General features: G+C 70.2%; 30 protein-coding genes and 1 pseudogene. 7 read left to right on the forward strand and 24 right to left on the reverse strand.

What is annotated here, in order from left to right:
• Nucleotides 1-31: 31 nt before the first annotated feature.
• From OHQ87_RS02695 to OHQ87_RS02705, 3 genes are all read right to left on the reverse strand, one after another.
• The gene (locus OHQ87_RS02695; RefSeq protein WP_328344583.1) at nucleotides 32-889 is read right to left on the reverse strand and encodes a serine hydrolase; all 858 of its coding nucleotides are present in this window, start codon (nucleotides 887-889) and stop codon (nucleotides 32-34) included.
• A 292-nt stretch (nucleotides 890-1,181) separates the two neighbouring features.
• Nucleotides 1,182-3,050, reverse strand: coding sequence for a translational GTPase TypA (gene typA, locus OHQ87_RS02700; protein WP_328344585.1), 1,869 nt, complete (start codon nucleotides 3,048-3,050; stop codon nucleotides 1,182-1,184).
• Between the two features lie 479 nt (nucleotides 3,051-3,529).
• Nucleotides 3,530-5,683: an MMPL family transporter gene (locus OHQ87_RS02705; protein WP_328344587.1), complete on the reverse strand. Its 2,154-nt coding sequence runs from the start codon at nucleotides 5,681-5,683 to the stop codon at nucleotides 3,530-3,532.
• 147 nt (nucleotides 5,684-5,830) lie between these two features.
• On the opposite strand from OHQ87_RS02705, the gene OHQ87_RS02710 reads away from it, so the two are divergent.
• The 3 genes from OHQ87_RS02710 (at nucleotide 5,831) to OHQ87_RS02720 (ending at nucleotide 9,057) form a co-directional block, all read left to right on the forward strand.
• A complete protein-coding gene (locus tag OHQ87_RS02710; protein WP_328348726.1) occupies nucleotides 5,831-6,346 on the forward strand; it encodes a MarR family winged helix-turn-helix transcriptional regulator in 516 nt (171 codons plus the stop codon).
• Nucleotides 6,347-6,351: 5 nt separating this feature from the next.
• On the forward strand, nucleotides 6,352-8,004 hold the full coding sequence (locus OHQ87_RS02715) for a CocE/NonD family hydrolase (protein ID WP_328344589.1): 1,653 nt from the start codon (nucleotides 6,352-6,354) through the stop codon (nucleotides 8,002-8,004).
• A 195-nt stretch (nucleotides 8,005-8,199) separates the two neighbouring features.
• Nucleotides 8,200-9,057 (forward strand): hypothetical protein, encoded by an 858-nt coding sequence (locus OHQ87_RS02720; RefSeq protein ID WP_328344591.1) that lies wholly within the window; start codon nucleotides 8,200-8,202, stop codon nucleotides 9,055-9,057.
• A 136-nt stretch (nucleotides 9,058-9,193) separates the two neighbouring features.
• On the opposite strand, the gene OHQ87_RS02725 is transcribed toward OHQ87_RS02720, so the two are convergent.
• Nucleotides 9,194-9,397: a cold-shock protein gene (locus OHQ87_RS02725; RefSeq protein ID WP_091237353.1), complete on the reverse strand. Its 204-nt coding sequence runs from the start codon at nucleotides 9,395-9,397 to the stop codon at nucleotides 9,194-9,196.
• Between the two features lie 194 nt (nucleotides 9,398-9,591).
• On the opposite strand from OHQ87_RS02725, the gene OHQ87_RS02730 reads away from it, so the two are divergent.
• Complete coding sequence (locus tag OHQ87_RS02730; protein ID WP_442930789.1) at nucleotides 9,592-10,266, forward strand: class I SAM-dependent methyltransferase; 675 nt, start codon at nucleotides 9,592-9,594, stop codon at nucleotides 10,264-10,266.
• A gap of 102 nt (nucleotides 10,267-10,368) precedes the next feature.
• Here OHQ87_RS02730 and OHQ87_RS02735 read toward each other — a convergent pair.
• Nucleotides 10,369-10,557, reverse strand: a pseudogene (locus OHQ87_RS02735) (MBL fold metallo-hydrolase); the annotation flags it as partial.
• Nucleotides 10,558-10,559: 2 nt separating this feature from the next.
• On the opposite strand from OHQ87_RS02735, the gene OHQ87_RS02740 reads away from it, so the two are divergent.
• Nucleotides 10,560-12,086, forward strand: coding sequence for a recombinase family protein (locus OHQ87_RS02740; RefSeq protein ID WP_328344597.1), 1,527 nt, complete (start codon nucleotides 10,560-10,562; stop codon nucleotides 12,084-12,086).
• Here OHQ87_RS02740 and OHQ87_RS02745 read toward each other — a convergent pair.
• The 12 genes from OHQ87_RS02745 to OHQ87_RS02800 all read right to left on the reverse strand — a co-directional run bounded on the left by OHQ87_RS02745 (nucleotide 12,083) and on the right by OHQ87_RS02800 (nucleotide 17,635).
• Nucleotides 12,083-12,655, reverse strand: a complete 573-nt coding sequence (locus OHQ87_RS02745) for a hypothetical protein (protein WP_328344599.1) — start codon at nucleotides 12,653-12,655, stop codon at nucleotides 12,083-12,085. The genes OHQ87_RS02740 and OHQ87_RS02745 overlap by 4 nt on opposite strands.
• Nucleotides 12,656-13,131: 476 nt before the next feature.
• Nucleotides 13,132-13,563, reverse strand: coding sequence for a winged helix-turn-helix domain-containing protein (locus OHQ87_RS02750; RefSeq protein WP_328344601.1), 432 nt, complete (start codon nucleotides 13,561-13,563; stop codon nucleotides 13,132-13,134).
• A 232-nt stretch (nucleotides 13,564-13,795) separates the two neighbouring features.
• On the reverse strand, nucleotides 13,796-14,101 hold the full coding sequence (locus OHQ87_RS02755; RefSeq protein ID WP_328344603.1) for a hypothetical protein: 306 nt from the start codon (nucleotides 14,099-14,101) through the stop codon (nucleotides 13,796-13,798).
• Nucleotides 14,102-14,291: 190 nt separating this feature from the next.
• Nucleotides 14,292-14,687, reverse strand: a complete 396-nt coding sequence (locus OHQ87_RS02760; RefSeq protein WP_328344604.1) for a hypothetical protein — start codon at nucleotides 14,685-14,687, stop codon at nucleotides 14,292-14,294.
• A gap of 152 nt (nucleotides 14,688-14,839) precedes the next feature.
• The gene (locus OHQ87_RS02765) at nucleotides 14,840-15,037 is read right to left on the reverse strand and encodes a hypothetical protein (protein ID WP_328344606.1); all 198 of its coding nucleotides are present in this window, start codon (nucleotides 15,035-15,037) and stop codon (nucleotides 14,840-14,842) included.
• Nucleotides 15,038-15,062: 25 nt separating this feature from the next.
• Entirely contained in the window at nucleotides 15,063-15,395 is a 333-nt protein-coding gene (locus OHQ87_RS02770; protein WP_328344608.1) for a hypothetical protein, read from the reverse strand.
• A 17-nt stretch (nucleotides 15,396-15,412) separates the two neighbouring features.
• Nucleotides 15,413-15,706 (reverse strand): hypothetical protein, encoded by a 294-nt coding sequence (locus OHQ87_RS02775; RefSeq protein ID WP_328344610.1) that lies wholly within the window; start codon nucleotides 15,704-15,706, stop codon nucleotides 15,413-15,415.
• Nucleotides 15,707-15,721: 15 nt separating this feature from the next.
• Entirely contained in the window at nucleotides 15,722-15,991 is a 270-nt protein-coding gene (locus OHQ87_RS02780) for a hypothetical protein (protein ID WP_328344612.1), read from the reverse strand.
• Nucleotides 15,992-16,009: 18 nt separating this feature from the next.
• On the reverse strand, nucleotides 16,010-16,192 hold the full coding sequence (locus tag OHQ87_RS02785) for a hypothetical protein (protein ID WP_328344614.1): 183 nt from the start codon (nucleotides 16,190-16,192) through the stop codon (nucleotides 16,010-16,012).
• 2 nt (nucleotides 16,193-16,194) lie between these two features.
• Entirely contained in the window at nucleotides 16,195-16,509 is a 315-nt protein-coding gene (locus tag OHQ87_RS02790; RefSeq protein ID WP_328344616.1) for a hypothetical protein, read from the reverse strand.
• A gap of 3 nt (nucleotides 16,510-16,512) precedes the next feature.
• On the reverse strand, nucleotides 16,513-16,782 hold the full coding sequence (locus OHQ87_RS02795) for a hypothetical protein (RefSeq protein ID WP_328344618.1): 270 nt from the start codon (nucleotides 16,780-16,782) through the stop codon (nucleotides 16,513-16,515).
• Between the two features lie 253 nt (nucleotides 16,783-17,035).
• On the reverse strand, nucleotides 17,036-17,635 hold the full coding sequence (locus tag OHQ87_RS02800) for a hypothetical protein (protein ID WP_328344620.1): 600 nt from the start codon (nucleotides 17,633-17,635) through the stop codon (nucleotides 17,036-17,038).
• Nucleotides 17,636-17,744: 109 nt separating this feature from the next.
• Here OHQ87_RS02800 and OHQ87_RS02805 point away from each other — a divergent pair, with 109 nt between their 5' ends.
• Complete coding sequence (locus tag OHQ87_RS02805; RefSeq protein ID WP_328344622.1) at nucleotides 17,745-17,987, forward strand: hypothetical protein; 243 nt, start codon at nucleotides 17,745-17,747, stop codon at nucleotides 17,985-17,987.
• Between the two features lie 73 nt (nucleotides 17,988-18,060).
• On the forward strand, nucleotides 18,061-18,543 hold the full coding sequence (locus tag OHQ87_RS02810; RefSeq protein ID WP_328344624.1) for a hypothetical protein: 483 nt from the start codon (nucleotides 18,061-18,063) through the stop codon (nucleotides 18,541-18,543).
• A 171-nt stretch (nucleotides 18,544-18,714) separates the two neighbouring features.
• Here the strand turns inward: OHQ87_RS02810 and OHQ87_RS02815 are convergent, their stop codons facing one another.
• The 7 genes from OHQ87_RS02815 to OHQ87_RS02845 form a co-directional block, all read right to left on the reverse strand.
• Complete coding sequence (locus OHQ87_RS02815; protein WP_328344626.1) at nucleotides 18,715-19,263, reverse strand: hypothetical protein; 549 nt, start codon at nucleotides 19,261-19,263, stop codon at nucleotides 18,715-18,717.
• Nucleotides 19,263-19,607 (reverse strand): hypothetical protein, encoded by a 345-nt coding sequence (locus tag OHQ87_RS02820; protein WP_328344628.1) that lies wholly within the window; start codon nucleotides 19,605-19,607, stop codon nucleotides 19,263-19,265. The genes OHQ87_RS02815 and OHQ87_RS02820 overlap by 1 nt, the downstream gene beginning before the upstream one ends.
• 92 nt (nucleotides 19,608-19,699) lie before the next feature.
• Complete coding sequence (locus OHQ87_RS02825; RefSeq protein WP_328344629.1) at nucleotides 19,700-20,053, reverse strand: hypothetical protein; 354 nt, start codon at nucleotides 20,051-20,053, stop codon at nucleotides 19,700-19,702.
• Nucleotides 20,054-20,134: 81 nt separating this feature from the next.
• Nucleotides 20,135-20,344, reverse strand: coding sequence for a hypothetical protein (locus tag OHQ87_RS02830; protein ID WP_328344631.1), 210 nt, complete (start codon nucleotides 20,342-20,344; stop codon nucleotides 20,135-20,137).
• A gap of 73 nt (nucleotides 20,345-20,417) precedes the next feature.
• Nucleotides 20,418-20,780: a glycosyl hydrolase family 28-related protein gene (locus OHQ87_RS02835; RefSeq protein ID WP_328344633.1), complete on the reverse strand. Its 363-nt coding sequence runs from the start codon at nucleotides 20,778-20,780 to the stop codon at nucleotides 20,418-20,420.
• Nucleotides 20,777-21,052, reverse strand: coding sequence for a hypothetical protein (locus OHQ87_RS02840; protein WP_328344635.1), 276 nt, complete (start codon nucleotides 21,050-21,052; stop codon nucleotides 20,777-20,779). Before OHQ87_RS02840 ends, OHQ87_RS02835 begins: the two co-directional genes overlap by 4 nt.
• Nucleotides 21,040-21,282: a hypothetical protein gene (locus OHQ87_RS02845; protein ID WP_328344637.1), complete on the reverse strand. Its 243-nt coding sequence runs from the start codon at nucleotides 21,280-21,282 to the stop codon at nucleotides 21,040-21,042. The genes OHQ87_RS02840 and OHQ87_RS02845 overlap by 13 nt, the downstream gene beginning before the upstream one ends.
• Nucleotides 21,283-21,832: the final 550 nt, after the last annotated feature.

Here is a 21,832-nt window from a genome sequence, read left to right on the forward strand (position 1 = left end):
AGCGCGGCCGGCCGGGTCGCCCGTCGGTCGGTCAGCCGGTCAGGTCGTGTCGGGCGGCCCAGGCCGTCGCCGAGATCTCCGCGACCAGCCGGCAGGCGTCGTCGAGGTCGTCGTCGGGGGAGGCGGCGAGGTCGGTGGTGGTGCAGACGGCGATCACGTACGCCGGGGCGTCGTCGGGCCACACCACGCCGACGCCGTGCCGCACACCGCGTACCCAACCGTTCTTGTGGGCGATCCGGGTGCCGTCGGGCAACCCGGCGGCGAGGTCCTCGCGGTGCCGCTGGGCCAGCAGCACGTCCACCATGGCGGCACAGGCCGCCGGGGAGGCCAGCGGACCGGCCCGGAGTGCGCCGACGGCCAGCCCGCCGAGCAGCGCCGCCAGGTCGGCGGGGGTGACCAGGTTGGTGATGCCGGCCTCCCGGGCGGCGGCGTCCTCGATGCCGCGGCCGGTGACGCTGTGTCGGGCCCCGGCGAGCTGCCACGCCTGCGCCACGGCGGGCAGCCCGACCCGGTCGATGATCAGGTTGGTGGCGAGGTTGCTGGACCGGGTGATCATCCGGTCGGCCAGCCACCGCGGGGTGGCCTGCCCGCCCAGCCGTTCCCAGACCGCGTCGTCGTTGTCGTAGTGCCGGGCGCAGGAGAACCGGGGCGCGCCCGGCTGGGCCGAGTCGAACTCGTCGACCACCGGCACCGGGGTGTCCAGGTCGAGGGCGCCCGCCTCGGCGGCCCGGTGCAGGGCCAGCAGCACCGCGACCTTCATGGTGCTGGCTGCGTAGTGGGTGGCATCGGGGTCACGGGTCCAGGTGGGCGGCGCGTCGAGCCGGCCCAGGTACGCCGAGACGGTGCCGGGCACCCGGTCCAGCCGGGCGTCGAGATCGTCCCAGGTCATGCCCGTGACGCTAGCGGACCACCGGCCCACCCGGGTACCGGGACCACGTCGGGGCCCACCGTTGCACCCACACCTCGCCACCCGGTGGCCGGACCGGAGCGGTCTGCCGCGCCGCCCGATGGCTGGAGTGGGAGATCGCCCCGGCGCCCCTCGCGCCCGCCGCAGTGGGAGCGGGCCGCTTGCTCTCGCGTCGCCGTCGCTGACGTCGACCGCCTCCGCAAGGGTGCGGGACGGCTGGAGCCCCGGGCCGCGTGCGGCGGCCCGGGGCTCCGGGTGGGTCAGGTGGGGCGGGTCAGCTGGAGTGCTTACGGCGGGCGGCCATCCGGCCCCGCTGGGTCTGGTCCAGCACCACCTTGCGGATCCGGACGGCGACCGGGGTCACCTCGACGCATTCGTCCTCGCGGCAGAACTCCAGCGCCTGCTCCAGGGAGAGCTTGCGCGGCGGGATCAGCTTCTCGGTCTCGTCGGAGGTCGAGGCCCGCATGTTGGTGAGCTTCTTCTCCTTGGTGATGTTGACGTCCATGTCGTCGGAGCGGGAGTTCTCCCCGACGATCATGCCCTCGTACACCTCGGTGGTCGGCTCGACGAAGAGCTGGCCGCGTTCCTGCAGGTTGATCATCGCGAACGGGGTGACCACGCCGGTCCGGTCGGCCACCAGCGACCCGTTGTTGCGGGTCCGCAGCTCGCCGAACCACGGCTCGTACGACTCGAAGACGTGGTGCAGGATGCCGGTGCCCCGGGTGTCGGTGAGGAACTCGGTGCGGAAGCCGATCAGGCCGCGCGCCGGCACCAGCCACTCCATCCGGATCCAACCGGTGCCGTGGTTGACCAGCTGCTCCATCCGGCCCTTGCGGGTCGCCAGGAGCTGGGTGATCGCGCCCAGGTACTCCTCCGGCGCGTCGATGGTCAGCCGCTCCACCGGCTCGCAGGTCTTGCCGTCGATCTCCTTGGTGACCACCTGCGGCTTGCCGACGGTCAGCTCGTACGACTCGCGGCGCATCTGCTCGACCAGGATGGCCAGGGCCAGCTCGCCACGGCCCTGCACCTCCCAGGCGTCCGGCCGCTCGGTCGGCAGGATGCGCAGCGACACGTTGCCGACCAGCTCCTTGTCGAGCCGGTCCTTGACCATCCGGGCGGTGACCTTGGCGCCCTTGACCCGGCCGACAAGCGGCGAGGTGTTGGTGCCGATGGTCATCGAGATGGCCGGCTCGTCCACGGTGATCAGCGGCAGCGGGATCGGGTTCTCCGCGTCGGCCAGGGTCTCGCCGATCATGATCTCCGGGATCCCGGCGACGGCGATGATGTCGCCCGGCCCGGCCGAGTCGGCGGGCTTACGCTCCATGCCCTCCGTCATCAGCATCTCGGAGATGCGGACCCGTTGGGTGTTGCCGTCGGTACGGCACCAGGCCACCGTCTGGCCCTTGGTGATGGTGCCCTGACGCACCCGGCACAGCGCCAGCCGGCCCAGGAACGGCGAGGCGTCGAGGTTGGTGACGTGCGCCTGCAACGGCGCGTCCTCGTCGTAGGAGGGCGGCGGGATGGTGTTGAGCAGGGTACGGAACAGCGGCTCCAGGCTGGTGCTGTCGCTGGGCACCGAGCCGTCGGCCGGCTGGGTCAGCGAGGCGATGCCGTCGCGGGCGCAGGCGTAGACGATCGGGAAGTCGATCTGCTCCTCGTCGGCGTCCAGGTCGAGGAAGAGCTCGTAGGTGTCGTCCACGACCTCCTTGATCCGGGCGTCGGGCCGGTCCACCTTGTTGATCACCAGGATGATCGGCATCCGGGCCTTGAGCGCCTTGCGGAGCACGAAGCGGGTCTGCGGCAGCGGGCCCTCGCTGGCGTCGACCAGCAGCACCACCCCGTCGACCATGGTGAGGCCCCGCTCGACCTCGCCGCCGAAGTCGGCGTGACCGGGGGTGTCGATGATGTTGATGGTGACCGGGTCCGAGCCGTCCGCCGGCAGGTACCGCACGCCGGTGTTCTTGGCCAGGATGGTGATGCCCTTTTCCCGTTCGAGATCCATCGAGTCCATGACACGCTCGGTGTTCTCGCCACGGGCCCCGTAGGCGCCGGCCTGCCGCAACATGGCGTCGACCAGGGTCGTTTTGCCGTGGTCGACGTGGGCGATGATGGCGACATTGCGGAGGTCGGTGCGAAGCTGCATACCCTCCATACTCCTGTCTACGGTTGCCGGGGCATGCGTCGGGGTAACCCCGGCACCGCCCGGATCTCTGCCGGAACTGCTGTTCCGGCCGTGCCAGCTGCTGGTCCGCCGTTTCCTCCGGTCCGGTCGGTCGGTCCGGTCCTGTCGGTCCGGCTGGCCGGGGCCGTTCGACGACCGCGAGATCATGGCGGACGAGGCCGCAGTGATCTTCGGTTTGTCGGTGCCGGGGGAGACGACCCTGCTGGTCGGTCTCCTAGCGTACGCGGGACCGCGAAGGCCCGTCTCGGCACTGCTCCCGACGACCGCCCCCACCGTGACCGGCGACACCCCCACCCCCGCCCCCGCCACCCCCGGTGGCGGGTCCGTCGCCCCGTCAGCAAGACCGCACTCGAACATGGTTGTAGTGGCATCCAGTGCATCGGATGCCACTACAACCATGAGGCAGCGCGCTCCTGAACCAGGAAGCAGCGCGCTCCTGCTCAGTCCCGCCCGGCGCGGGAGCGGTCGGGGGTGAGGGTGTCGGGGGTGGGGGTGGCGGGGACGGGCTCGGTGGGGGTGTCCCGGTGGATCCGGCCCGGCCACCAGAACCGGTCGCCGAGCACGAACGCCAGCGCCGGCACCAGCACCGTACGGACCAGCAGGGTGTCGAGCAGCACACCGATGCACACGATGATCCCGATCTGGGTCAGGGTGATCAGCGGCAGGACGCCGAGGACGGCGAAGACCGCGGCGAGCAGGATGCCGGCGCTGGTGATCACCCCGCCGGTGACCCGCAGGGCGGAGAGCATCCCGTCCCGGGTGCCGGCCCGGCGGGCGTCCTCCCGGGCCCGGGTGACCAGGAAGATGTTGTAGTCCACCCCGAGTGCCACGAGGAACACGAAGGCCAGCAGCAGCACCCCGCTGTCCAGCGCGGGGAAGCCCAGCACGTGGTCGAAGAGCAGCCAGGCCGCGCCGAGGCTGGCGAAGAAGGACGCGATCACGGTGAGCACCAGCAGCAGCGGGGCGAGCAGCCCGCGCAGCAGCAGCACCAGCACGGCGAAGACCAGCACCAGGATGATCGGCAGGATCAGCCGCAGGTCCCGGGTGTTGGCCTCGTCGGAGTCGTACGTCGCGGCCACGGTGCCGCCGACGAGTGCCCCACCGGCCGGTGCGACGCCCTCGACGGCGGGCGGTGCGGAGTCCGGCACGGCGGCGACGGCGTCGCGCAACGCCTCGACGGCCCGGTCGGAGGCCGGGCTGCCCGGTTCGGCGGTCAGCACCACGTCGACCTGGGCGACTGTGGTGCCGGCCGCGCCGGGGCGGGCGGAGGCGACTCCGGGTACGGTCGCGGCGACCCGGGTGACCGCCGACGCGGCGGCCGGGTTGGTGATGACGGCCACTGGCTGGGTGGTGCCGGCGGGGAAGGCACGGGCCAACGTCTCGGCTCCGGCGACCGCCTCCGGCTTGACCCGGAACTGTTCGGTCTCGGACAGGCCGGTGCGTACGCCCAGCCCACCGAGGGCGAGGCCGGCGAGCAGCAGGGTGGCCAGCACGGCGACCGGCACCGGGCGGCGGACCACGGCCGCGCCGAGCCGGCCCCACAGCCTGCCCTCCCGGGCGGGGCCGCCGACGGTCGGCACGAACGGCCAGAACAGTCCCCGCCCGAAGACGACAAGCACGGCGGGTAGCACGAACAGCGCCGAGAGCATGGCGAAGACGACCCCGGTGGCGCAGGCCACGGCGAGTGCCCGGTTGGTCTCCTGCTCGGACAGCAGCAGCGTGAGTACGCCGAGCACGACGGTCCCGCCGCTGGCAAGGATCGGTTCGGCGGTACGGCGTAGGGCGGCGCGCATGGCGGCGAACCGGTCCTCGACGCGGCGCAGTTCCTCCCGGTAGCGGGCGATGAGCAGCAGGGCGTAGTCGGTGGCGGCGCCGAAGACCAGCACGCTGGCGATGCCGGTGACCGCGCCCTCCTGGAGGTTGATGCCGACGGCCGGGACGATGGTGTCGACGGCGCGCAGGGTGAGCTGTTCGGTGGCGGCGACGACGATCAGCGGCACGATCCACAGGAACGGGCTGCGGTAGGTGATCAGCAGCAGCAGGGCGACCACCCCGGCGGTGACGGCGAGCAGGGTGACGTCGGCGCCCTCGAAGACCTTGGTCAGGTCGGCGGTGAACGCGGGCGCCCCGGTGACCGCGACGGTGAGGCCGTCGGGCAGGCCGGTGAGGGTGTCGCGTACCTGGGCCACCTCGTCGGCGACGGCCTGCTGGCCACCTGCGGTGTCCAACGGCACGGCGAGCAGCGCGACGGTGCCGTCCGGGGAGACCTGGGGCGGGCTGACCTGACCGCCGACGGCCAGCCGGCCCAGTGCGCCGGAGCGGTCGGTGACGGCGGCCCGGTCGGCGTCGGTCAGCGGGCTGCCGTCGTCCCGGCTGACCACGATGATCGCCGGTTGCACGCCGCTGGCCGGCAGTTGGTCCTGGAGGCGTTCCACCTGGGTCGACTGCCACTGCACGGACAGGCCGGTGGCGGAGACCGGGGCGGGGTTGTCGGGCTTGGGGAGCCCGAAGACGACCGCGCCGACGACGATCGCGGCGACCACGGTGAGCCAGGCGGCGAGCCGGCTGCGGGCGACGCGGGTGAACAGCGACATCGAATGTCCTCATGGTCTGCCGGTGTGACGCCGGACGGAGAGATAGCCCGTTCTTCGAGTATCTTGATAGGCGAGATTATCGGCAGCTGCTCTATGCTGCAACCGGGCACACCGACAGGGGGCGGCGCGGGCGTGGCAGCGCACGAGATGTATCGGCGGCGGGACGACCCGCGCGGGCGGATGGTGGCCGACATCACCAACGACCTGCGGCGTTACTCGGTGGACGCGCAACACATCGGGCACGCCTTCGCCGGCCTGCACGGGCTCAACCCGACCGACCTGCACGCGTTGATCGCGGTGATGGACGCCGAACTGCTCGGCGCCCCGATCACCCCCGGCCGGCTCGGCGAACAGCTCAACCTCTCCTCCGGGTCGGTGACCGCGCTGGTCGACCGCCTGGAACGCGCCGGGCACATCCGCCGGGACCGGGACACCGCCGACCGGCGCAAGGTGTTCCTGCACTACGCCGACCAGGGGGCCGCCCTGGCGATGAGCTTCTTCGGCCCGCTCGGCCGGCGTACCGACGAGGTGATGGCCCGGTTCACCGACGACGAACTGGCGGTCGTGCACCGGTTCCTGGCCACCATGGTCGCCTCGATGCGGGAGCACCGTGACGCCATGCGGGCTGCCCGTGCCGAGCCGCCCCGCCGTCCGGTGGACTGACCGCCGTGCTGGACCGTTCGCTCGCCCGGCTCGCCGCCGCCGCGCTGCGGCTGCCGGCCGGGCCCACGCACCGGGTCGACGTCACCCGGGGCCTCACGGTCCGGGCCCGCGACGGGGTGCCGCTGCGCACCGACCACTACGCCCCCCGGGTGCCCGGTGCGCCGACCGTGCTGATCCGAACCCCGTACGGGCGGGGTGGGCCGATGCGGCTGCTCGGTCGGCTGGTCGCCGGTCGCGGCTTCCACGTGGTGATCCAGTCCTGTCGGGGAACCGACGGCTCAGGCGGGCGGTTCGACCCGCTGGTGCACGAGCGCGACGACGGCCTGGACACCGTCGACTGGCTGCGCCGGCAACCCTGGTACGCGGGCCGGTTCGGCATGTTCGGGGCCAGTTACCAGGGCTTCGTCCAGTGGGCGCTGGCCGCCGACGCGGGAGAGGACCTGGCCGCGATGGTCGCGGTGGTCACCGCCTCGGCCACCCGTGACTCGACGTACGCGGGGGAGTCCTTCGCCCTGGACACCGTGCTGACCTGGGCCGAGCTGCTCCAGGCGCAGACCGTGCCGTGGCTGGCCCGGCAGTGGGAACTCAAGCGCGGGCAGCCCCGGCTGGCCGCCGCCCTGGCCCACCTGCCGCTGGCCGAGGCCGACCGGGTGGCGACCGGGGTGACCGTGCCGTTCTTCCAGGAGTGGCTGCGCCACCACACCCCGGACGCCGACTACTGGCGGACCCGGGTCTTCGGCGCGCGGATCGCCGAGGTGCGCGCCCCGGTGACGATGGTCAGCGGCTGGCAGGACATCTTCCTCCCCGCCCAGCTCGCCGACCACGCCGCGCTGCGGGCGGCGGGGGTGCCCACCCGGCTCACCGTCGGCCCGTGGACGCACGGCAGCCCCGGGCTGCTGGCGACGGCGCTGCGGGAGGGGCTGGGCTGGCTCGACGCCCACCTGCACGGCCGGCCCGTGCCGCCATGCGCCCCGGTGCGGGTGCACGTCGGCGGGGACGGCGGCGGTTGGCGGGACCTGCCCGACTGGCCGCCGCCGGCGACCGGGACCCCGTGGCACCTGCACGCCGGTGGCCGGCTCGCCCCGGAGCCACCGGCGGCGTCGGCACCGGACACCATCCGGTACGACCCGGCCGACCCCACCCCGTCGCTGGGCGGCCCGCTGCTTGTCGCCCAACGGGCCGGCCCGGTCGACAACCGCCCCGTCGAGGCCCGGCCGGACGTGCTGGTCTACACCGGCGCGGTGCTGACCGCCCCGGTCGAGGTGGTCGGCCCGGTCCGCGCCGAGATCCACGTCCGCAGCGACCTGCCCTACCTGGACGTGTTCGTGCGGCTCTGCGACGTGGACCTGCGCGGCCGGTCCTGGAACGTCTGCGACGGTCTGGTCCGGGTCGCCCCCGGCCGGTTCCCGGTCGACCCGGACGGGGTGACCCGGGTGCCTGTGGCACTGTGGCCGGTGGCGCACCGCTTCGCCGTCGGGCACCGGCTGCGGGTGCAGGTCTCCGGCGGTGCCCACCCCCGGTACGCACGCAACCCCGGCACCGGCGAAGCGCTGGGCGAGGCGGTCACGCTCCGCGCAGGGCTCCGACAGATCCTGCATGACCCAGCGCACCCTTCGCGGCTGGTGCTGCCGGTGCTCCCCGCCAGTCCCCAGCTTTGACCTATCTGAAGACAACCCCTCTGAGCTGGGTATTTCTGGCAACTACGGATAGCGTTCCTCGCAACACTCGATGACGTACACCAGTGCTCGGGTCCGCTCCCCAGCAGGTGCTGCCTACTGGCAGTCACGATCCTCCAGCCCTGGTTGGCGCTGAAGCAGCCGACGCCGCTGGCCCGGCCGCAGAAACGGGACGTCATGACAACCGCTCCGACCAATCTGCTCGCCGTCCGCCGGCTCCTGCTCGACACCATCAGCGGGCTCGATCCCGCTTCGGTCGGGATCGTCGGTGATCCGGCCCACCGGGGTGGCTACCACACCGGCTCGGACCGGGTGGTGGCCAACGACTACTCCGTGGTGGAGTCCACCCGGGACTCCACCGGCCTCACCCTCTACGCCTCGGCACTGGACGTCGGCACGTTCAGCGTGTGGTCCGGGGGTGCCACCCACAACCTGCGGACGTTCTCCGAGTGGTGTGTCGCCCAGTGCCGGGCGAACACGGGGGACAGCCGCGACATCCGCGAGATCATCTACAGCCCGGACGGCAAGGTCGTGCGGCGCTGGGACCGGCTCGGCCGGCGCAGCTCCGGCGACGACTCGCACCTGTGGCACACCCACGTCAGCTTTTTCCGCGACTCGACCAAGGCCGGACGGGACCAGACCCCGCTGTTCCGGCGCTACCTGACCGGCATCGGACTACTGGAGGGCACTGACATGACACCCGAAGAGCACGCCTGGCTGGAAACCGTCCACCGGAACCTCACCGTCCTGGACGGCCGGAACCCGGTGGGTCAGATCTATACCCGGATGGCTACGGGCGAGGACCACACCAACCCCGACCTGGTGGTCTCGCACCCGACCCTGAAGTCGCTCGGCACCCAGCTGACCTCGGTGCAGACCGTGCTGGCTGTGCTGGCCAACAAGGATTTCACCGACGAGCCGGCGATCGTCACCGGCGTACTGGCCGGACTCGCCCCGGACAAGATCGCCGCCGCCATCCCGCCCACCATCGCGAAGCAGGTCGCTGACGAACTGGCCAAGCGGCTGGTCGCCTGACGGCCGAGCCCGTGGGCACCCCGTCCGCCGTCGGCACACCCGCAGCAGCGGTCCGTGCCGGAGTGGTGAGAGCGGCGGGTGACCGCGGGAAAGCGCTCGGTGGCGGCGGCCCACGGCCGCCGCCACCGGCACGGACCTACAGCGGGCGGACGTTCTCCGCCTGCGGACCCTTCTGCCCCTGGGTCACATCGAACTCGACCTTCTGGGCCTCCTGCAGCTCCCGGTATCCGCTACTGGCGATCGCCGAGTAGTGGACGAAGACGTCGGGGCCTCCGCCGTCCTGCTCGATGAAGCCGAAGCCCTTTTCCGAGTTGAACCACTTGACCGTGCCGGTTGCCATGCATCTCTCCCTGTTTTACAACGGGTGACCCTCCACCACTGCGGCGGCTGGTCGCCCTGTACTGCCCCGACAGTAACCGGCCGGCCCGGTTTTTGCCTGCTGAAGTGCCGCAAGATTCAACGGAAAACTCGCGGGCGGTGCCGGAATACCGCCCGTCGGCTGGTCGGCTCCGGCACACTCGACCGGTGAACGGACTGAGTACCGCCGCGTTGACCGCGCTGGAGCGGGAGATTGACGCGCCGGGTGAGGGGCTGGACCGGCTCCGGCTGGTGCCCACGCCGTTCGTGCCCGAGGTGCGGCTGCACCTCGCCGAGGACGCGATCGTCTGGTGGGCCCGGATGGAGGCGGCGGCCGGCCATACCCTGCCGCCGCCGTTCTGGGCGTCGGCCTGGGCCGGCGGCCAGGCGCTCGCCCGGCACCTGCTGGACCACCCCGACCTGGCCGCCGGCCGTCGGGTCCTCGACCTGGCCGCCGGCTCCGGGCTGGTCGCCATCGCCGCCGCGCTGGCCGGTGCCACCCAGGTCGTCGCCAACGACGTGGACCCGTACGCGGTGGCGGCGGTGACCGTCAACGCACGGGCCAACCGGGTACGGGTGCTCGCCCGCCAGGGCGACCTGCTCGACGACGACGGAACGCCCGCCGATCTGCTGGTCGCCGGGGATGTGCTCTATGACCGGGACCTGGCTGAACGGGTGCTGCCGTACCTGCGACGGGCCGCCGAGGGCGGAACGCAGGTGCTGGTCGGCGACCCGGACAGGGGGCACCTGCCGCCGGACGTGCTGGAGGTGGTGGCCAGCTATCCGGTGCCGACCACCGAACCCTCCGTCGACTCCCAGGTCCGTCGGGTGCAGGTGCTGCGACCCCGCTGAACGGCCCGGGAGGGGCGGCGTCGGCGTGGCCCGGGAGGGGCGGCGTCGGCGTGGACCGGGAGGGGACGGCGTCGACCGGCCGGGCCGACCGACGCCGCGCCGTCACCAGCCGCGGGCCCGCCACTGCGGCAGCGACGCCCGCTCCGCGCCGAGGGTGCTGTCTGCGCCGTGCCCCGGGTAGAACCAGGTCTCGTCGGGCAGCCGGTCGAACAGCTTCTGCTCGACGTCGTCGATGAGTTGACCGAAGCGCTCCGGGTCCCGGTCGGTGTTCCCCACGCCTCCGGGGAATAGCGGTGGCGCTAAGACGCCCATACTATGCCCTCATGTTCGAGGACTACTTGTACGCCCGGATCAGCGATGACGAAATCGGTATGGAGAAAGGCATCACTCGGCAGCTCCGCGACAGCCGCGACGTGTCCGAGCGGTCCGGGGGTCGGGTCGTGGATGAGTTCTCCGACAACGACATCAGCGCGCTGGCAGGTGCCCCACGGTCGGGGTATGACCGTCTGCTGGCGGCGCTCGCCGCCCCTAACCCGCTCGGTGTGCAGCGGCGCATCGTGTGTGTGCACACGTCCCGGGTGTGGCGTAACCGGTCGGAGCGGGCCGCTGGCATCGAGTTCGGCAAGGCACACAAGATCATTGTCAAGCAGGTCAACGGTCAGGAGTTCGACCTGCGGACCGCGCAGGGCCGCATGTTCGCTGGGATCGTGGGTGAGACCGACACCGGAGAGTCGGAGGTCAAGGCGGAGCGGGTGGCCGACGTGGCCCGGGAACGCGCCGAGGAAGGCCGCGCGAACGGGCGGGTGGCGTACGGCTGGCAGCGGGTCTACGAGTACGACTCCCGAGGCAAGATCGTCGGGTTTCACGATGAGGAGGACACCACCGAGGCGGATGTGGTGCGGGAGATCGTCGGTCGACTGCTGGCATCTGACACCCTCAAGGCGATCACCGACGACCTCAACACCCGGGGGGTGCTGGCTCCGAGCGCGGGGGACCGGCGTAAGCACCGGGCGAAGGGGCAAACGGCGGACGGGGCTCTGTGGAACAAGACGAGCGTCAGGAAGATTGCGGTCCGACCGGCGAACATCGGTTTGCGGATCTACCACCGGGGCCGCCCCGATGAACAACTGCTGCCGGCGGCGTGGCCGCGCATCGTGGACCCCGACGACCACGACCGGGTGGTGGCGTTGCTGTCCGATCCGGAGCGGGGGCAGACGAAACCGGCAGCACGATCGCACCTGCTGTCGTGGGGTATCGGCGAGTGCGGGGTGTGTGGGGCGCACCTGCGGACCACGTGGAAGGGCAACGCCAAGTGGGGGAAGAAGCAGCTGCTGTACACGTGTGAGGCGAAGGGGTGTGTGGGGCGCAACGAGCAGGCGGTGGATTTGCGGGTGAGGGCGGTGATGCTGTCGTTGCTGCGGCGTTCCGATGTGCTGGATTTGTTGGATGGGTCGTCGTCGCGGCAGGCGGAGTTGTTGGCGCGGGCGGAGGCGTTGCGGGCGCGCATGTCGGCGGCGGCGTTGGCGTTCGCGGAGGGTGACATGTCCGCCGAGCAGGTGCGGGTGATCAACGGCCGGTTGAGGCCGCAGATTGAGGAGGCGGAGCGGGAGGCACGCCAGCATCAGGTGTCGCCGCATTTGTCGCTGGTGGTGGCGTCGGTGGGGGAGCAGGCGGAGGAACGTTGGGACTCGTACAGCCTGGTGCAGAAGCGGGCGATCATGGAGGCGTTCGGGGTTCGGGTGCGGATTTTGCGTACCCGCCGGGGTCCGGGGTTTGACCCCGAGTCGGTGGAGGTCAAACCCCGTGACCGTGAGGGTTAGCTGTAGCGGTGGGATTGGCGGGCTTGCGGGAGACGGATGACCGGGCTGGGGTCGGATGAGGGGGCGGTGCCTTGACGTGGGCGGGGAGCACGCCCGTTGGTGGCGGCAAGGGCCTGCTCGATGTTGTCGGCCTTCTTTTCCCACCGGGTTTGCTGGGCGGCTTTCTCCGCTTTGACGAACCGGGCGTACACGGCCTCCGCGACCCGCTTGACTTGCTGTTCTTCGTCGTAGGCGTGGATGCGGTCGTGGTCGGCGGTGTGCCGTTGGATGACCCGCACCATCATCCAGGTGCGTACGCAGCCTGCTGCGGCAACGCCGGCTAGTAGGGCGAATGCAAGGAACGCCTGGTAGCCGCGTGTGCTTTGCGCGGCAGGGTCCATGTGGGCGTCGTGGAATACGAGGCCCCACATGAAGGCAGCGCCTATGGTGAGGCCGAGGGCGATGAGGCCGTAGGCGGTGTGGCCTACACGTTGCCGTTTGGCTCGGAGGTCCAGGATTTCCTTGTGCCTGTTGGTGAGGCGGGTGATTTCTTGGCTGTCTTGGTCGGTGCGGCTGGTGTTGTTGCACATGGTGGTGGTGCTCCGTCTCTGCCTGCTGGGGAGGGGTGAGATCGGAGACGCAGGTCGCGGGCTGCGTCTCGCCGTGTCCCGGGGCGGGGAAGTCCCCGGGGTGGCGGTCAGCCTGGCGGTGCGAGGTGTGCGGTGGTTCTGGTGGTGGTGCTGTGAGGCGGCATGGTGGTCCCCCCGGAAACCGTGCGCGTTGTGTGTTTGTTGATGGTGCAACGGTTGGTGTTAGGCAACCATCGGTCTGCTGGTGGTGTTTCTGCCTGTTCACGTTAGTCGGGGATGGTTCGTTCGGTTGACCCCTGTTTGGGGGTCGCCGCCCGCTCGGTTCGCACAAACGGACATTATGGCTGAGTGACTGGTCAGGGGTGTTTGAGTAGTCGATGGTGCCCCAATCGACGCAGCGCGCAAGTCTCACTGGTACCGACAGGCACATGATGCAAAGTTGCCTATTGGGCGTATCCCACGCGGCGGGGGTGTCGTTAGTGTGCGTCAGGCCAGGATGGACCCGGGACCGTCCACCGGTCACCGGCCAGCATCTCCGGCACCTCTGCGCCGTCGCGCCACACCAGCAGGATGGGTACCCCATCGTCGGGTGGCACGTCCATGTCGTCGCGTTCGGGGCCGGTGGGCATGCGGGTTTCGATGCGCACGACCCCGGTCATGTCGAGGGGGCGTCTCGGGTGCTCTTGCCGCACCCTGGAAGTGTGCCCTTGTCGTACGACGATTAGCCCTTCGGCGCGGAGCCGGGCGATGGCGAGGCGTACAAGGTTGCGGCTGACGCCGTGGGTTTCCTGGAGCCAGCGGTCGGATGGGATGGGGTCACCGGGTTTGAGCTGCCCGGACAGGATTTGGGTGCGGAGCAGTGCGGCAAGCTGGTGCGAGCTTGGGCGCGGCTGTCCCGGGTGGACCACGCGCTAAGTCTGTGTCAGCGGAGGGTAACCACCTCAGCGGACCATGTCGGTACCAGTGGGGCCTGAGCGTGGCGCGGCCCGCACCCTCGGGGGATGGTGCGGGCCGGGCTGGTGGTGGCCGCAACCTGGGGGGATGTGCGGGCACCGGGGGTCGATGTTACGCCGGTCGATGGGATGCGGGGCCCCGGCGACGCGAGGTGGACTCATGCCACGGGCCGGGGTCGGGGTCGGGTCAGCGAAGTTCGCGGATGGCGGCGGCGATCAGCCGATCGGCTGCCTGCTGGTCGATGTGTTCGATGTAGCCGTCCTCATCGAGCCGTCCGGGCACCATCCCGGCAATGATCAGCGGTAGGTGCAGGTCGCTCTGCCAGCCAGAGTTGCCGAACGGCCGCTTGCCGTTGAAGCCCTGCTCCTCCTCCCACACCATGGCGAGTAGTTCGATCAGGTAATCGCGGACGGTGGCAGCGTCGGCGTCGTTGTCCGGCAGCGGAAGGTCGAGCACTCGGCGGGCGGTGTCGGCGTCGATGGTGTCGGTCACGGGGTCTCCTCGGCGGTCTGGGGGTTGTTTAGGCAGTGGGGTGAGCAGTAGTCCACGCCGCTGGCCTGAGCGACGATCCACCCACAGTTGCGGGAAGCGTGTCGGCGGATGCGCTGGGCGTTGCCCTCCCAGGTGAGGGCGTTATCGCAGTCGTGGCCGTTGCAGCGGATCTCGCTGAGGCGGCGCACGGTCATCGGTTGGCCCCAGCAGGGTCGAACAGGGCACCCTGGCTGGTGGGCTGGCGGGTCTTTCTCTGTCGCGGCCGGGCTGGCGGTGCCACGGTCGGCGGGTGCCTGACGTCCTGCCCGTTGTCGTCGACCTCGTACCCGTACAGGGCACCCACCACCTGGTTGAAATGCCGAATGTCGGCGACCTGCTCGGGGGTGCATGAGTGGTCGGCGTCGGCCGGGTTCCGGTCCGAGCTGGTGAACAGGGCGTCACCGTTGTTGCCGGGTAGACGTTCGAGGCGGATGAGGTCTCGGTCTCGGGCGGCCGGGGTGGGGTAGGGGCCGATCAGGTGCAGTTCACGGTAGGTGTCCTCGTCGCCGAAGAATGCGGTCACCTCAATGCTGTGATGTTCGGTCATCGGAACATCCGGGGGAGGGCCATCAGCCCGAACACGGCGAGGATGGCGAGTGGTGCGATCAGCCAGGTTGGCATGGTGGTCTCCGATCGGTGGGGGTCTGGTCGGTTACCGCTCGCGCCGGACGCTGGGGTTCCGGCGCGGCGGTACGCCGGTCAGTCCGCGTAGTTGGCAGCCAATGCCAGCACCGTCGCCGGGTCGTCGCGGATCGCTCGGGCGATCTTCTCGGCGAGCCGGCACGCCTCCTGATGCTTGTCGTCGGCGATCTCGTCGTCCTCGTTCATGTCGTCCTCGGCGAACGAAATGGCACCGTCCACCACCAGGCCGATGGCGTATTCCTCGATGGTCTTCATGCGGTTCTCCTTCGGTCAGGTGCGGTCAGGCGGCTTGCGCGGTGAGCACACCGGCAGCGCGGTAGGCGGCACGCAGGGTGGCCAAGGCGGCGTTGGTGACGTGGAGGGTGTCGCGCATGTTCGGGTTCCGGTCCAGTTCGGCGCGCAGGGCGGACACCTGCCACCGGTCGTCGAACTCGGTGAACTGGGAGCCGCCGCCGAGCTGTCCGGTGAACGGGTACGGCTCAAAGTCGCCGCTGGTCTGGTGGTTGACGAAGTGGTCGAGCTGGTCGAGTGGGGCACCGGCCTGCCCGGCGAGGGTCAGGTAGATGTCGGTGGCCTGCTCGGCGGTCATCGGGTGTGCGGTGTTGGTCGTCATGGTGGGGCTCCGTTCGGTCAGCGGGTGGCGTGGTCGATGCCGTGCACGACCCACACAGCACCCGACAGGGTGGCGCGGTCGCTGTAGTTGCTGTCGTCGTTCTCGGGTGCCTGCTCGATGGTCAGGTCTGCGGCACCGCGCACGATGGGGCTGATCCGCCAGATGCCGGCATTGGTGTAGGTGATGCGCAGAAGGGTGCCGTCGGAGAATCCGAGGGTGGCGGGTTCGGCGTTGCGGTAGGGGAATTCGGCGCTGATGTCGCCGTCGACCTCGATGATGTCGTCGCTGGCTCCGTAGACGGTGATGGCCATGAGGGCTCCGTTCGGTCAGGCGTTGGTGGGGATGGTGATCTGCCGCGTGCCCGCGTAGGTGGCGAGGTGCGAGCGCAGCTCGGCCACGGCCTCCTTGATGTGTTGGTGTACGGCCCGTAGTTCCTGCGCCGACTCCACCGGGTTGTGCCCGCAGTCGGGGTCGGGGCAGTGGTGCTCGCACAGCAGTTCGCCGATCTTTCCGGACCGGTCGTAGGTGGCGAGGTAGTGCAGTTCGGCGTCGATGAGCCTCAGGGCGGTTTCGGTGAGCTGCTTGTCGGTGAGCATGGGTGGGGCTCCGTTCGGTCAGTTGGTGATCTCGGGTATGTCGACCAAGTCGACGGTCATGGTTGCGGCGAGCGGGTCGCCTCCGTGTCGGGCGACGATGTCCACGCACCACTGCTGGGCTTCGGTGTCGCTGGTGGTGAAGCCGTGAACGCGCTGCCGCCGCCAGTCGACGACGGCGATAACCCGCACCCGTTCAGCCACGGTCAGTTCTCCGCCGGGATGGCGCGGGCAATAATGTCGGCCAGCCAGCCCGGCATGTCATCCAGTTGGCCCGGGTGGAGGCAGGAACCGACCAGCGCCTCCCCACCGCCCGGGTACTGCTTGGTGGCGTAGATGGCGATCAGGGTGGCCCGCCATGGTCCGTTGCCGGTGCGGCGGTGGTCGAACGTGATGCTGTAGGGGCGGTAGGTTTTGCCGCCTGCCCGGATGGTGGGTGCGTCGGCGAGTTTGACCCCAGTTTCCACCTGGTGGCGGGGTGTCTTCCACGCCTCGGAGGGTGCGGGGGTGGTGTCGGTCACGGGTCAGTCCTCCTTCTTCCATCCGGCGGTCTGCCACTCGGTTGCCGGTCGGTAGACCCAAGTGGTGCGGTGCTCGCCGCCAACCCATTCCTGAACGTCGGTGCGGCGGGTTGGATCGCCCGAGTAGGGGCCGCCTGGGCGTGCCCTGAGCATCCGAACTGCCGTCTGCGCTGCGGCGAGGGATCCGTAGACGCCGAGGATGGCCAGGGACTCTTCGTAGTCCTGGACGGGGTCGACGGCGATGAACACGTGCGCCGAGTGCTTGGGTTCCATCGCGGTCGGTCCTCCATCGGGTCGCAGGTGAGGCAGTCGACGGCGGCCTCGGTGGGGTGGTTGATGCAGACGGTCAGCACCTCGATTGACGGACGGTGCGGGGCGAGGTCGACCAGGATCTGCTCCACGGCCGCGTAGCCGTACGGGTCGGCGGCTTCGTTGATGTGCTCGGCGAATCGGCCGTCAACGAACACGGCGAGCGGGGCACCGGCGTCGCCGCAGGCGTCCTGGTGGGCGAAAGGCTGGCGGGGCATCAGGCGGCCTCCGCCCTGTGGACCCGCGCCACAGCTTGTGCCTCAGCCCGGTCATCACCCTCGCCCCGCCATCCGCAAGTGCACTTGGCGAATGCGTTCTCGGTGCGCCGCCGGGCGAAGACGCGCCCGTTGGACTTCACCGGCTGGTATTCGCGCTGGACGGCGTAGAGAGCGGTCGTGGTGATGTGCGTAAACGTCGGCGGGATCGTCTCGCCCTGCTCGGCGCTCTCGTACGGCAACCAGATTGCGCCGTGATCGTTGGGGCGCTCCGGGAGCAGCCGTCCGGCAACCCACGCCCCGTCCTTGGTCATGAGCAGGGTTTCGCCGAATTCGCCGAGCTTGGTGATGACCCAGCAGCGCAGGGGTCGGGTGCAGCATCCCGGCATGACGCGGATGTCCTTGTCGACGTTGAGGCCGCGCACCCGCAGGTTCCGGAGCGTCGTCTCGGCTTCCCGCTTGGTTGTCCAGTGGGCGACGTGGCGGGTGCGCCGGTGGAGGGCGATGGCGGTAATGCCGTCGCGCGGGTCGGCGGGGGTGAGCTTGGCGCGGAGGGCGGCAACGATGGCGGCGGTCTCGGCGTCGTAGGCGGCGCTGGTCATCGGTGCTCTCCCTCTGATCTGACTGCTTGCTGTGCCAACACAGTATGCGTACTCTGTTTGCATGATGTCAACCCGCTACGCAAACACAGTTGGCACACTCGGTTGTGAGATGATCGCCGACGTGTCCTTGAAGCCAGAGCAGGAACGCGCACTCGCCGAAGCTGCCGCCAAGTACGAGCGGGCAGCCGAAGCGAAGGAACGCGCGTCCGCCGAACTGGCCGAACTGATGCGGGCCGCCTACGCCGACGGCGGACAGCAGTCGGCCATCCTGCGCGCCACGAGGCACGTGTGGACCCGCGAGTACCTGCGGATCGTTCTCGGACTCACGAAGCGAAAGGGCCGGGGGGAGTAGCGTCGCCTACCTGACAGACGTCCGTCTGATCGGCCCATCCCCGCCCACCACCACCAGCAGCACACTCGGGCGGGTGAGAAACCCTTTCACCACCAAGCAGACCATCGGCGTCACCCTTGCCTCGCTGTTCGTCCTGTGCTGCTGCGGTGGCGGCATCGTCGGCGCAGTCAGCGACACCGATCCGAAACCGAAACCCGCAGCAGCGCCGGCCATATCGGCGACGGTGGAGGCACGGAAGCTGGGTGGGGCGCTCGACACCGCCAGCCCCACGGCCGCACCAAGCCCGTCGGCGGTCACCACAACCAGCGCCGCCGCGAAACCGACGCCTTCGCGCACCCCTGCGGCCCGGAAGACGACCAACCCACCCCGGACCACCGCGCCCAAGCCGAAACCGAATCCGACCCCGGTCAAGACCACCGCGCCGTCGGTGCAGAAGGGTGTGCACCCGGGCGCGTTCTGCTCGCCGAGGGGTGCGCTCGGTCGCACGGTGAAGGGCACCCTGATGCGGTGCGGGCCGAAAGGCTCAGACACCCGCAACCGGTGGCGGGCCGCCTGAACCCGCACACGACGAAGCCCCGCACCTGAACGTGAGGTGCGGGGCTTCAACTCAGAACCGGCGTCGACCAACGGCCGACACGCCATCACATGTCAATAGTCGGCTGATTGCTTCCCGGGCACGTTTTGCGGCTGCCCTCCGTTTGATGCATCGGACACGGCTGACCGGGTGTCACACCGACACGGGCACCGCAGGTGCCGCACTTCGACCGTGGTGCCATTCCACGACCCCCTCAGGGATGCGATAGTCCGGGCACGGGTCGGTCTTCGGTTCGGCTGCGCCACCGCGAGGCCCAGACGCCGCCGTGGCACGCAGATAGGCTACCGACCCGTCGTCGCCGACGATACGGATCGCCGACGGGCTTTCCCCGGACGCAGGCCAACCGACGCCGGGGGCCGCGCACAACTGCCACGATGTGAAACCGTTCGGGCGGGCGGCGTCGAGAAGCCGCACCATCAGCCGCAGCATCCGCCCCGGCATCGACGTCACCAACACGTCATCGTCGGCCTGCACGGGTGTGGCCTCGCGAGGCACTTCGGCAGCCCACAGCATCGACGTGGACCCGGACATGTGGGCGGCTTTCACCCCGGCCGGCGACTGGCCTCCCGGCAGGCTGTCCCGACCGTACCGGGTGATGTTGGTGTAGTCGGGGTGCTCGGCTGCCCTCAGCAGGGCTTCCACCACGTCGAGAACAGCCCTGTTGGGCATCGGCTTTGCCATCAGCGATCAATCCTCGTTCCGGGCTGCATGCAGCCGTTGCTGCCGAGGCGCAGGCCGGCGAGGATGCCGCCGTCCCGCCTGCCGCTGCGGGCGAGAGTGTTCACGCCGCACGCTTCGGCATACTCGTACACATCGAAGTTGGGGTCGTTGTAGCCGAGCACCTGCGCGGTCACCCACATAACGTTCATGGTGAGCCGGTGGGTGTGGGCGTCGTCGAGTTGTTCGGTGGGGTGGCGGTCGTCTGCCCGGTCGTGTCCGGCCCGGTCTGCCCGGTATGGGGCGTCTGACCAGTCGTGTTGCCGGATCTCGTCGGCGAACTGCTGCGCCAACCTGCTCAACGGCATGGGTGGTTCTCCCTCCGATAGGGGTGTTGCTGGCGTCGCCCCCCGACGGGACTGCCTGGCGGTGAGAGTACACCGAAGGTTGGCCGCAGGGGTCAGTCGGCGGGTTCGACGACCATCCGCGCCCGGTAGTCCTCGGGCTGCTCCCCGGCCGCGTCCTGCACCTCACGCACGTGGTTGAGGAGGATGTCCAGCATGTCGCGGAACCCGGCCACCGCCCCGTAGCCGCCCAGCTCGACCGGGTGCGGTCCGCCGTTCTGCTTCGGCTCCTCCCAGATCCGGTCAACGTGCATGTAGACCATCCACAGCGCCCTGCTGTGGGCGGCCCGTTCTTCGGGGGTGTACTGGGCGAGCATCCGCTTGTCGTGGTCTTCGAACCGGCGGGTGAGGTGCACGGCGACGGTCTGGAGTTCGTCGTCGCTCATCGGGTTGTCGTCGTAGTCACGCATGTTCACTCCTCGGGTTCCGGCGGTGACGTTCAGGGTAGGGCCGGAAGCCGCCCGTGCAGTGGATGCGACGTGTGGCACACATCAGTGACCTTCACCGTTGTCGTCGCCGGGGCTGGTGACTGGCGGAATGATGCGGGCGCGCAGCCGTTCGATGTCGTCCGGTTCCGCGTAGGTGTGGGTGTGGGCTGCGGCGACGGACCGGCGCAGAAACTCCGCCAGCTCAGGCCACTCGTCGGGGCCGGGCAGGTCGTCTACCGATCTGATCGGCCGGCGGGTCGGCGGTTCGGTCATTGGCGCTCCTGTGGTAGACGCGGGCCGGGTTGTGTGACATGCCGTTGCGCAGACGGTGCACCACAAGCCAAGGTCAGCAGGCACCGGGTTCGACGGGGCGATGCAGGTCGGGTCGGTTGCAGCACACGTCGAAGCCGCCGTGCACCCCGCATTCCGTCTCCCCGGAGGTGGGGCAGAACCACATCTCGCAAGGCGTGGCGGCAGCATCGATGGCCGCCTGGATAGCGGGAGCGTCGTCGGTTATCCCGTCGCCGACGGCACCGAAGTTCTTGACGTTGACGACGCAGTCGCGGGTGCTCAGTGCGGCGGCGCGTTCCACGATCCGCTGCGCCGTGTCGTCCGGCACGCTGTCGCGCAGCTTCCGGGCGTCAGGCGTGCCCAGCGAGGATGCTTCGATCAGCCGGCGGATCGGTGAGTCGGAGCCTGGAGACGTCATGCCGGTTGCCTCCGCGCTTCCCCCAACTGGTGGTGCAGGTCGGCGACGGTGGCCACCCACTCGTCAACGGTGTGGGTTTCGAGGTGCCGCCGGCATGCCTCGTCGTCGGCGGCCGTGGCGGCGGTGAAGGCACGGCTCATGTCGAGGTTGCCGTCGTGGCCGAGCTGGACGAGGCCGAGGGGCGGCTTGGTGCGGTCCATCTCCCAGGGACAGTTGTTGACGGGGCATTGGATGACCCATCGCATGCCGAGCGGGCTGGTCAGCGGGTCCATGGCAGTGCCTCACGTCCGGGATCGGGTAGGTAGGTGACGGGCACCAGGGCGAGTCCTTGCGGTGAGGTGCCGACGGCGGCCGGATGGTCGGGGCGGCATTGGGTGCAGACGCGCGGTTGGTCGGGTCGGATTTTGACGGTGGCGGGTCGGGTTTCGCGCCACCAGTGGCCGCAGCCGGCGATGACGAGGGCGCTGACGGGTTCGGTTGCGGGGGTGTCGGTTGCCGGCATGACGGCTCCTTCGGTTGGGGTGTCGGCCCGCTCAGTTCGTCTCAGAGGGTTCGGGGTGTGCCGGTGGTGCGGGGCGGGCGTTTCGGGGCTGTGCGTCGATCTGAGCGGGCGCGCGGTCCGGTTCCGGGGCGGCATCACCCCACAGTGCGCGGGCAAGCCGGTCCCGTGCCGACTCCCCCCACAAGGTGACCGTGCAGTCATGCCCGCACCCCACCACCCACGGCATGCCTGCCGCCTGCTCCGCCACAGTGGTGGGCCGCAGCACCGTGCACCCGCCACCCACCCACGCTGAGGTGTGATGCCCGCAGTCGGGGCACACCGGGTACCTCGGGTCTGCGGCGTCCGGATCCGGTTGGGGGCGGGGGGTGGTGCGACGGCGCAGGGACGCCGGGCCACGGCGGGCACAATGGCCGGTCACCGGATGTGCTCCGCGCCCAGGATGATGCGCCGACACGCGCAGGCGTAGGCGTCGCACCGGTCGGACCGTGCGAGGAAGTGCAGGCCGGTGCGGCAGCAGCCGAGACGTGCCGCGCGCGCCCACCGGTAGCGG

It is taken from the genome of Micromonospora sp. NBC_00421, from assembly GCF_036017915.1.
Lineage (GTDB): Bacteria > Actinomycetota > Actinomycetes > Mycobacteriales > Micromonosporaceae > Micromonospora.

Coding starts and splice junctions, on each gene's coding strand:
- OHQ87_RS02695 (WP_328344583.1), bottom strand. CDS start 889: ATGACCTGGGACGATCTCGACGCCCGGCTGGACCGGGTGCCCGGCACC.
- typA (WP_328344585.1), bottom strand. CDS start 3,050: ATGCAGCTTCGCACCGACCTCCGCAATGTCGCCATCATCGCCCACGTC.
- OHQ87_RS02705 (WP_328344587.1), bottom strand. CDS start 5,683: ATGTCGCTGTTCACCCGCGTCGCCCGCAGCCGGCTCGCCGCCTGGCTC.
- OHQ87_RS02710 (WP_328348726.1), top strand. CDS start 5,831: ATGTATCGGCGGCGGGACGACCCGCGCGGGCGGATGGTGGCCGACATC.
- OHQ87_RS02720 (WP_328344591.1), top strand. CDS start 8,200: ATGACAACCGCTCCGACCAATCTGCTCGCCGTCCGCCGGCTCCTGCTC.
- OHQ87_RS02725 (WP_091237353.1), bottom strand. CDS start 9,397: ATGGCAACCGGCACGGTCAAGTGGTTCAACTCGGAAAAGGGCTTCGGC.
- OHQ87_RS02745 (WP_328344599.1), bottom strand. CDS start 12,655: ATGTGCAACAACACCAGCCGCACCGACCAAGACAGCCAAGAAATCACC.
- OHQ87_RS02760 (WP_328344604.1), bottom strand. CDS start 14,687: ATGACCGAACATCACAGCATTGAGGTGACCGCATTCTTCGGCGACGAG.
- OHQ87_RS02765 (WP_328344606.1), bottom strand. CDS start 15,037: ATGAAGACCATCGAGGAATACGCCATCGGCCTGGTGGTGGACGGTGCC.
- OHQ87_RS02770 (WP_328344608.1), bottom strand. CDS start 15,395: ATGACGACCAACACCGCACACCCGATGACCGCCGAGCAGGCCACCGAC.
- OHQ87_RS02775 (WP_328344610.1), bottom strand. CDS start 15,706: ATGGCCATCACCGTCTACGGAGCCAGCGACGACATCATCGAGGTCGAC.
- OHQ87_RS02780 (WP_328344612.1), bottom strand. CDS start 15,991: ATGCTCACCGACAAGCAGCTCACCGAAACCGCCCTGAGGCTCATCGAC.
- OHQ87_RS02795 (WP_328344618.1), bottom strand. CDS start 16,782: ATGGAACCCAAGCACTCGGCGCACGTGTTCATCGCCGTCGACCCCGTC.
- OHQ87_RS02800 (WP_328344620.1), bottom strand. CDS start 17,635: ATGACCAGCGCCGCCTACGACGCCGAGACCGCCGCCATCGTTGCCGCC.
- OHQ87_RS02805 (WP_328344622.1), top strand. CDS start 17,745: ATGATCGCCGACGTGTCCTTGAAGCCAGAGCAGGAACGCGCACTCGCC.
- OHQ87_RS02815 (WP_328344626.1), bottom strand. CDS start 19,263: ATGGCAAAGCCGATGCCCAACAGGGCTGTTCTCGACGTGGTGGAAGCC.
- OHQ87_RS02820 (WP_328344628.1), bottom strand. CDS start 19,607: ATGCCGTTGAGCAGGTTGGCGCAGCAGTTCGCCGACGAGATCCGGCAA.
- OHQ87_RS02825 (WP_328344629.1), bottom strand. CDS start 20,053: ATGCGTGACTACGACGACAACCCGATGAGCGACGACGAACTCCAGACC.
- OHQ87_RS02830 (WP_328344631.1), bottom strand. CDS start 20,344: ATGACCGAACCGCCGACCCGCCGGCCGATCAGATCGGTAGACGACCTG.
- OHQ87_RS02835 (WP_328344633.1), bottom strand. CDS start 20,780: ATGACGTCTCCAGGCTCCGACTCACCGATCCGCCGGCTGATCGAAGCA.
- OHQ87_RS02840 (WP_328344635.1), bottom strand. CDS start 21,052: ATGGACCCGCTGACCAGCCCGCTCGGCATGCGATGGGTCATCCAATGC.
- OHQ87_RS02845 (WP_328344637.1), bottom strand. CDS start 21,282: ATGCCGGCAACCGACACCCCCGCAACCGAACCCGTCAGCGCCCTCGTC.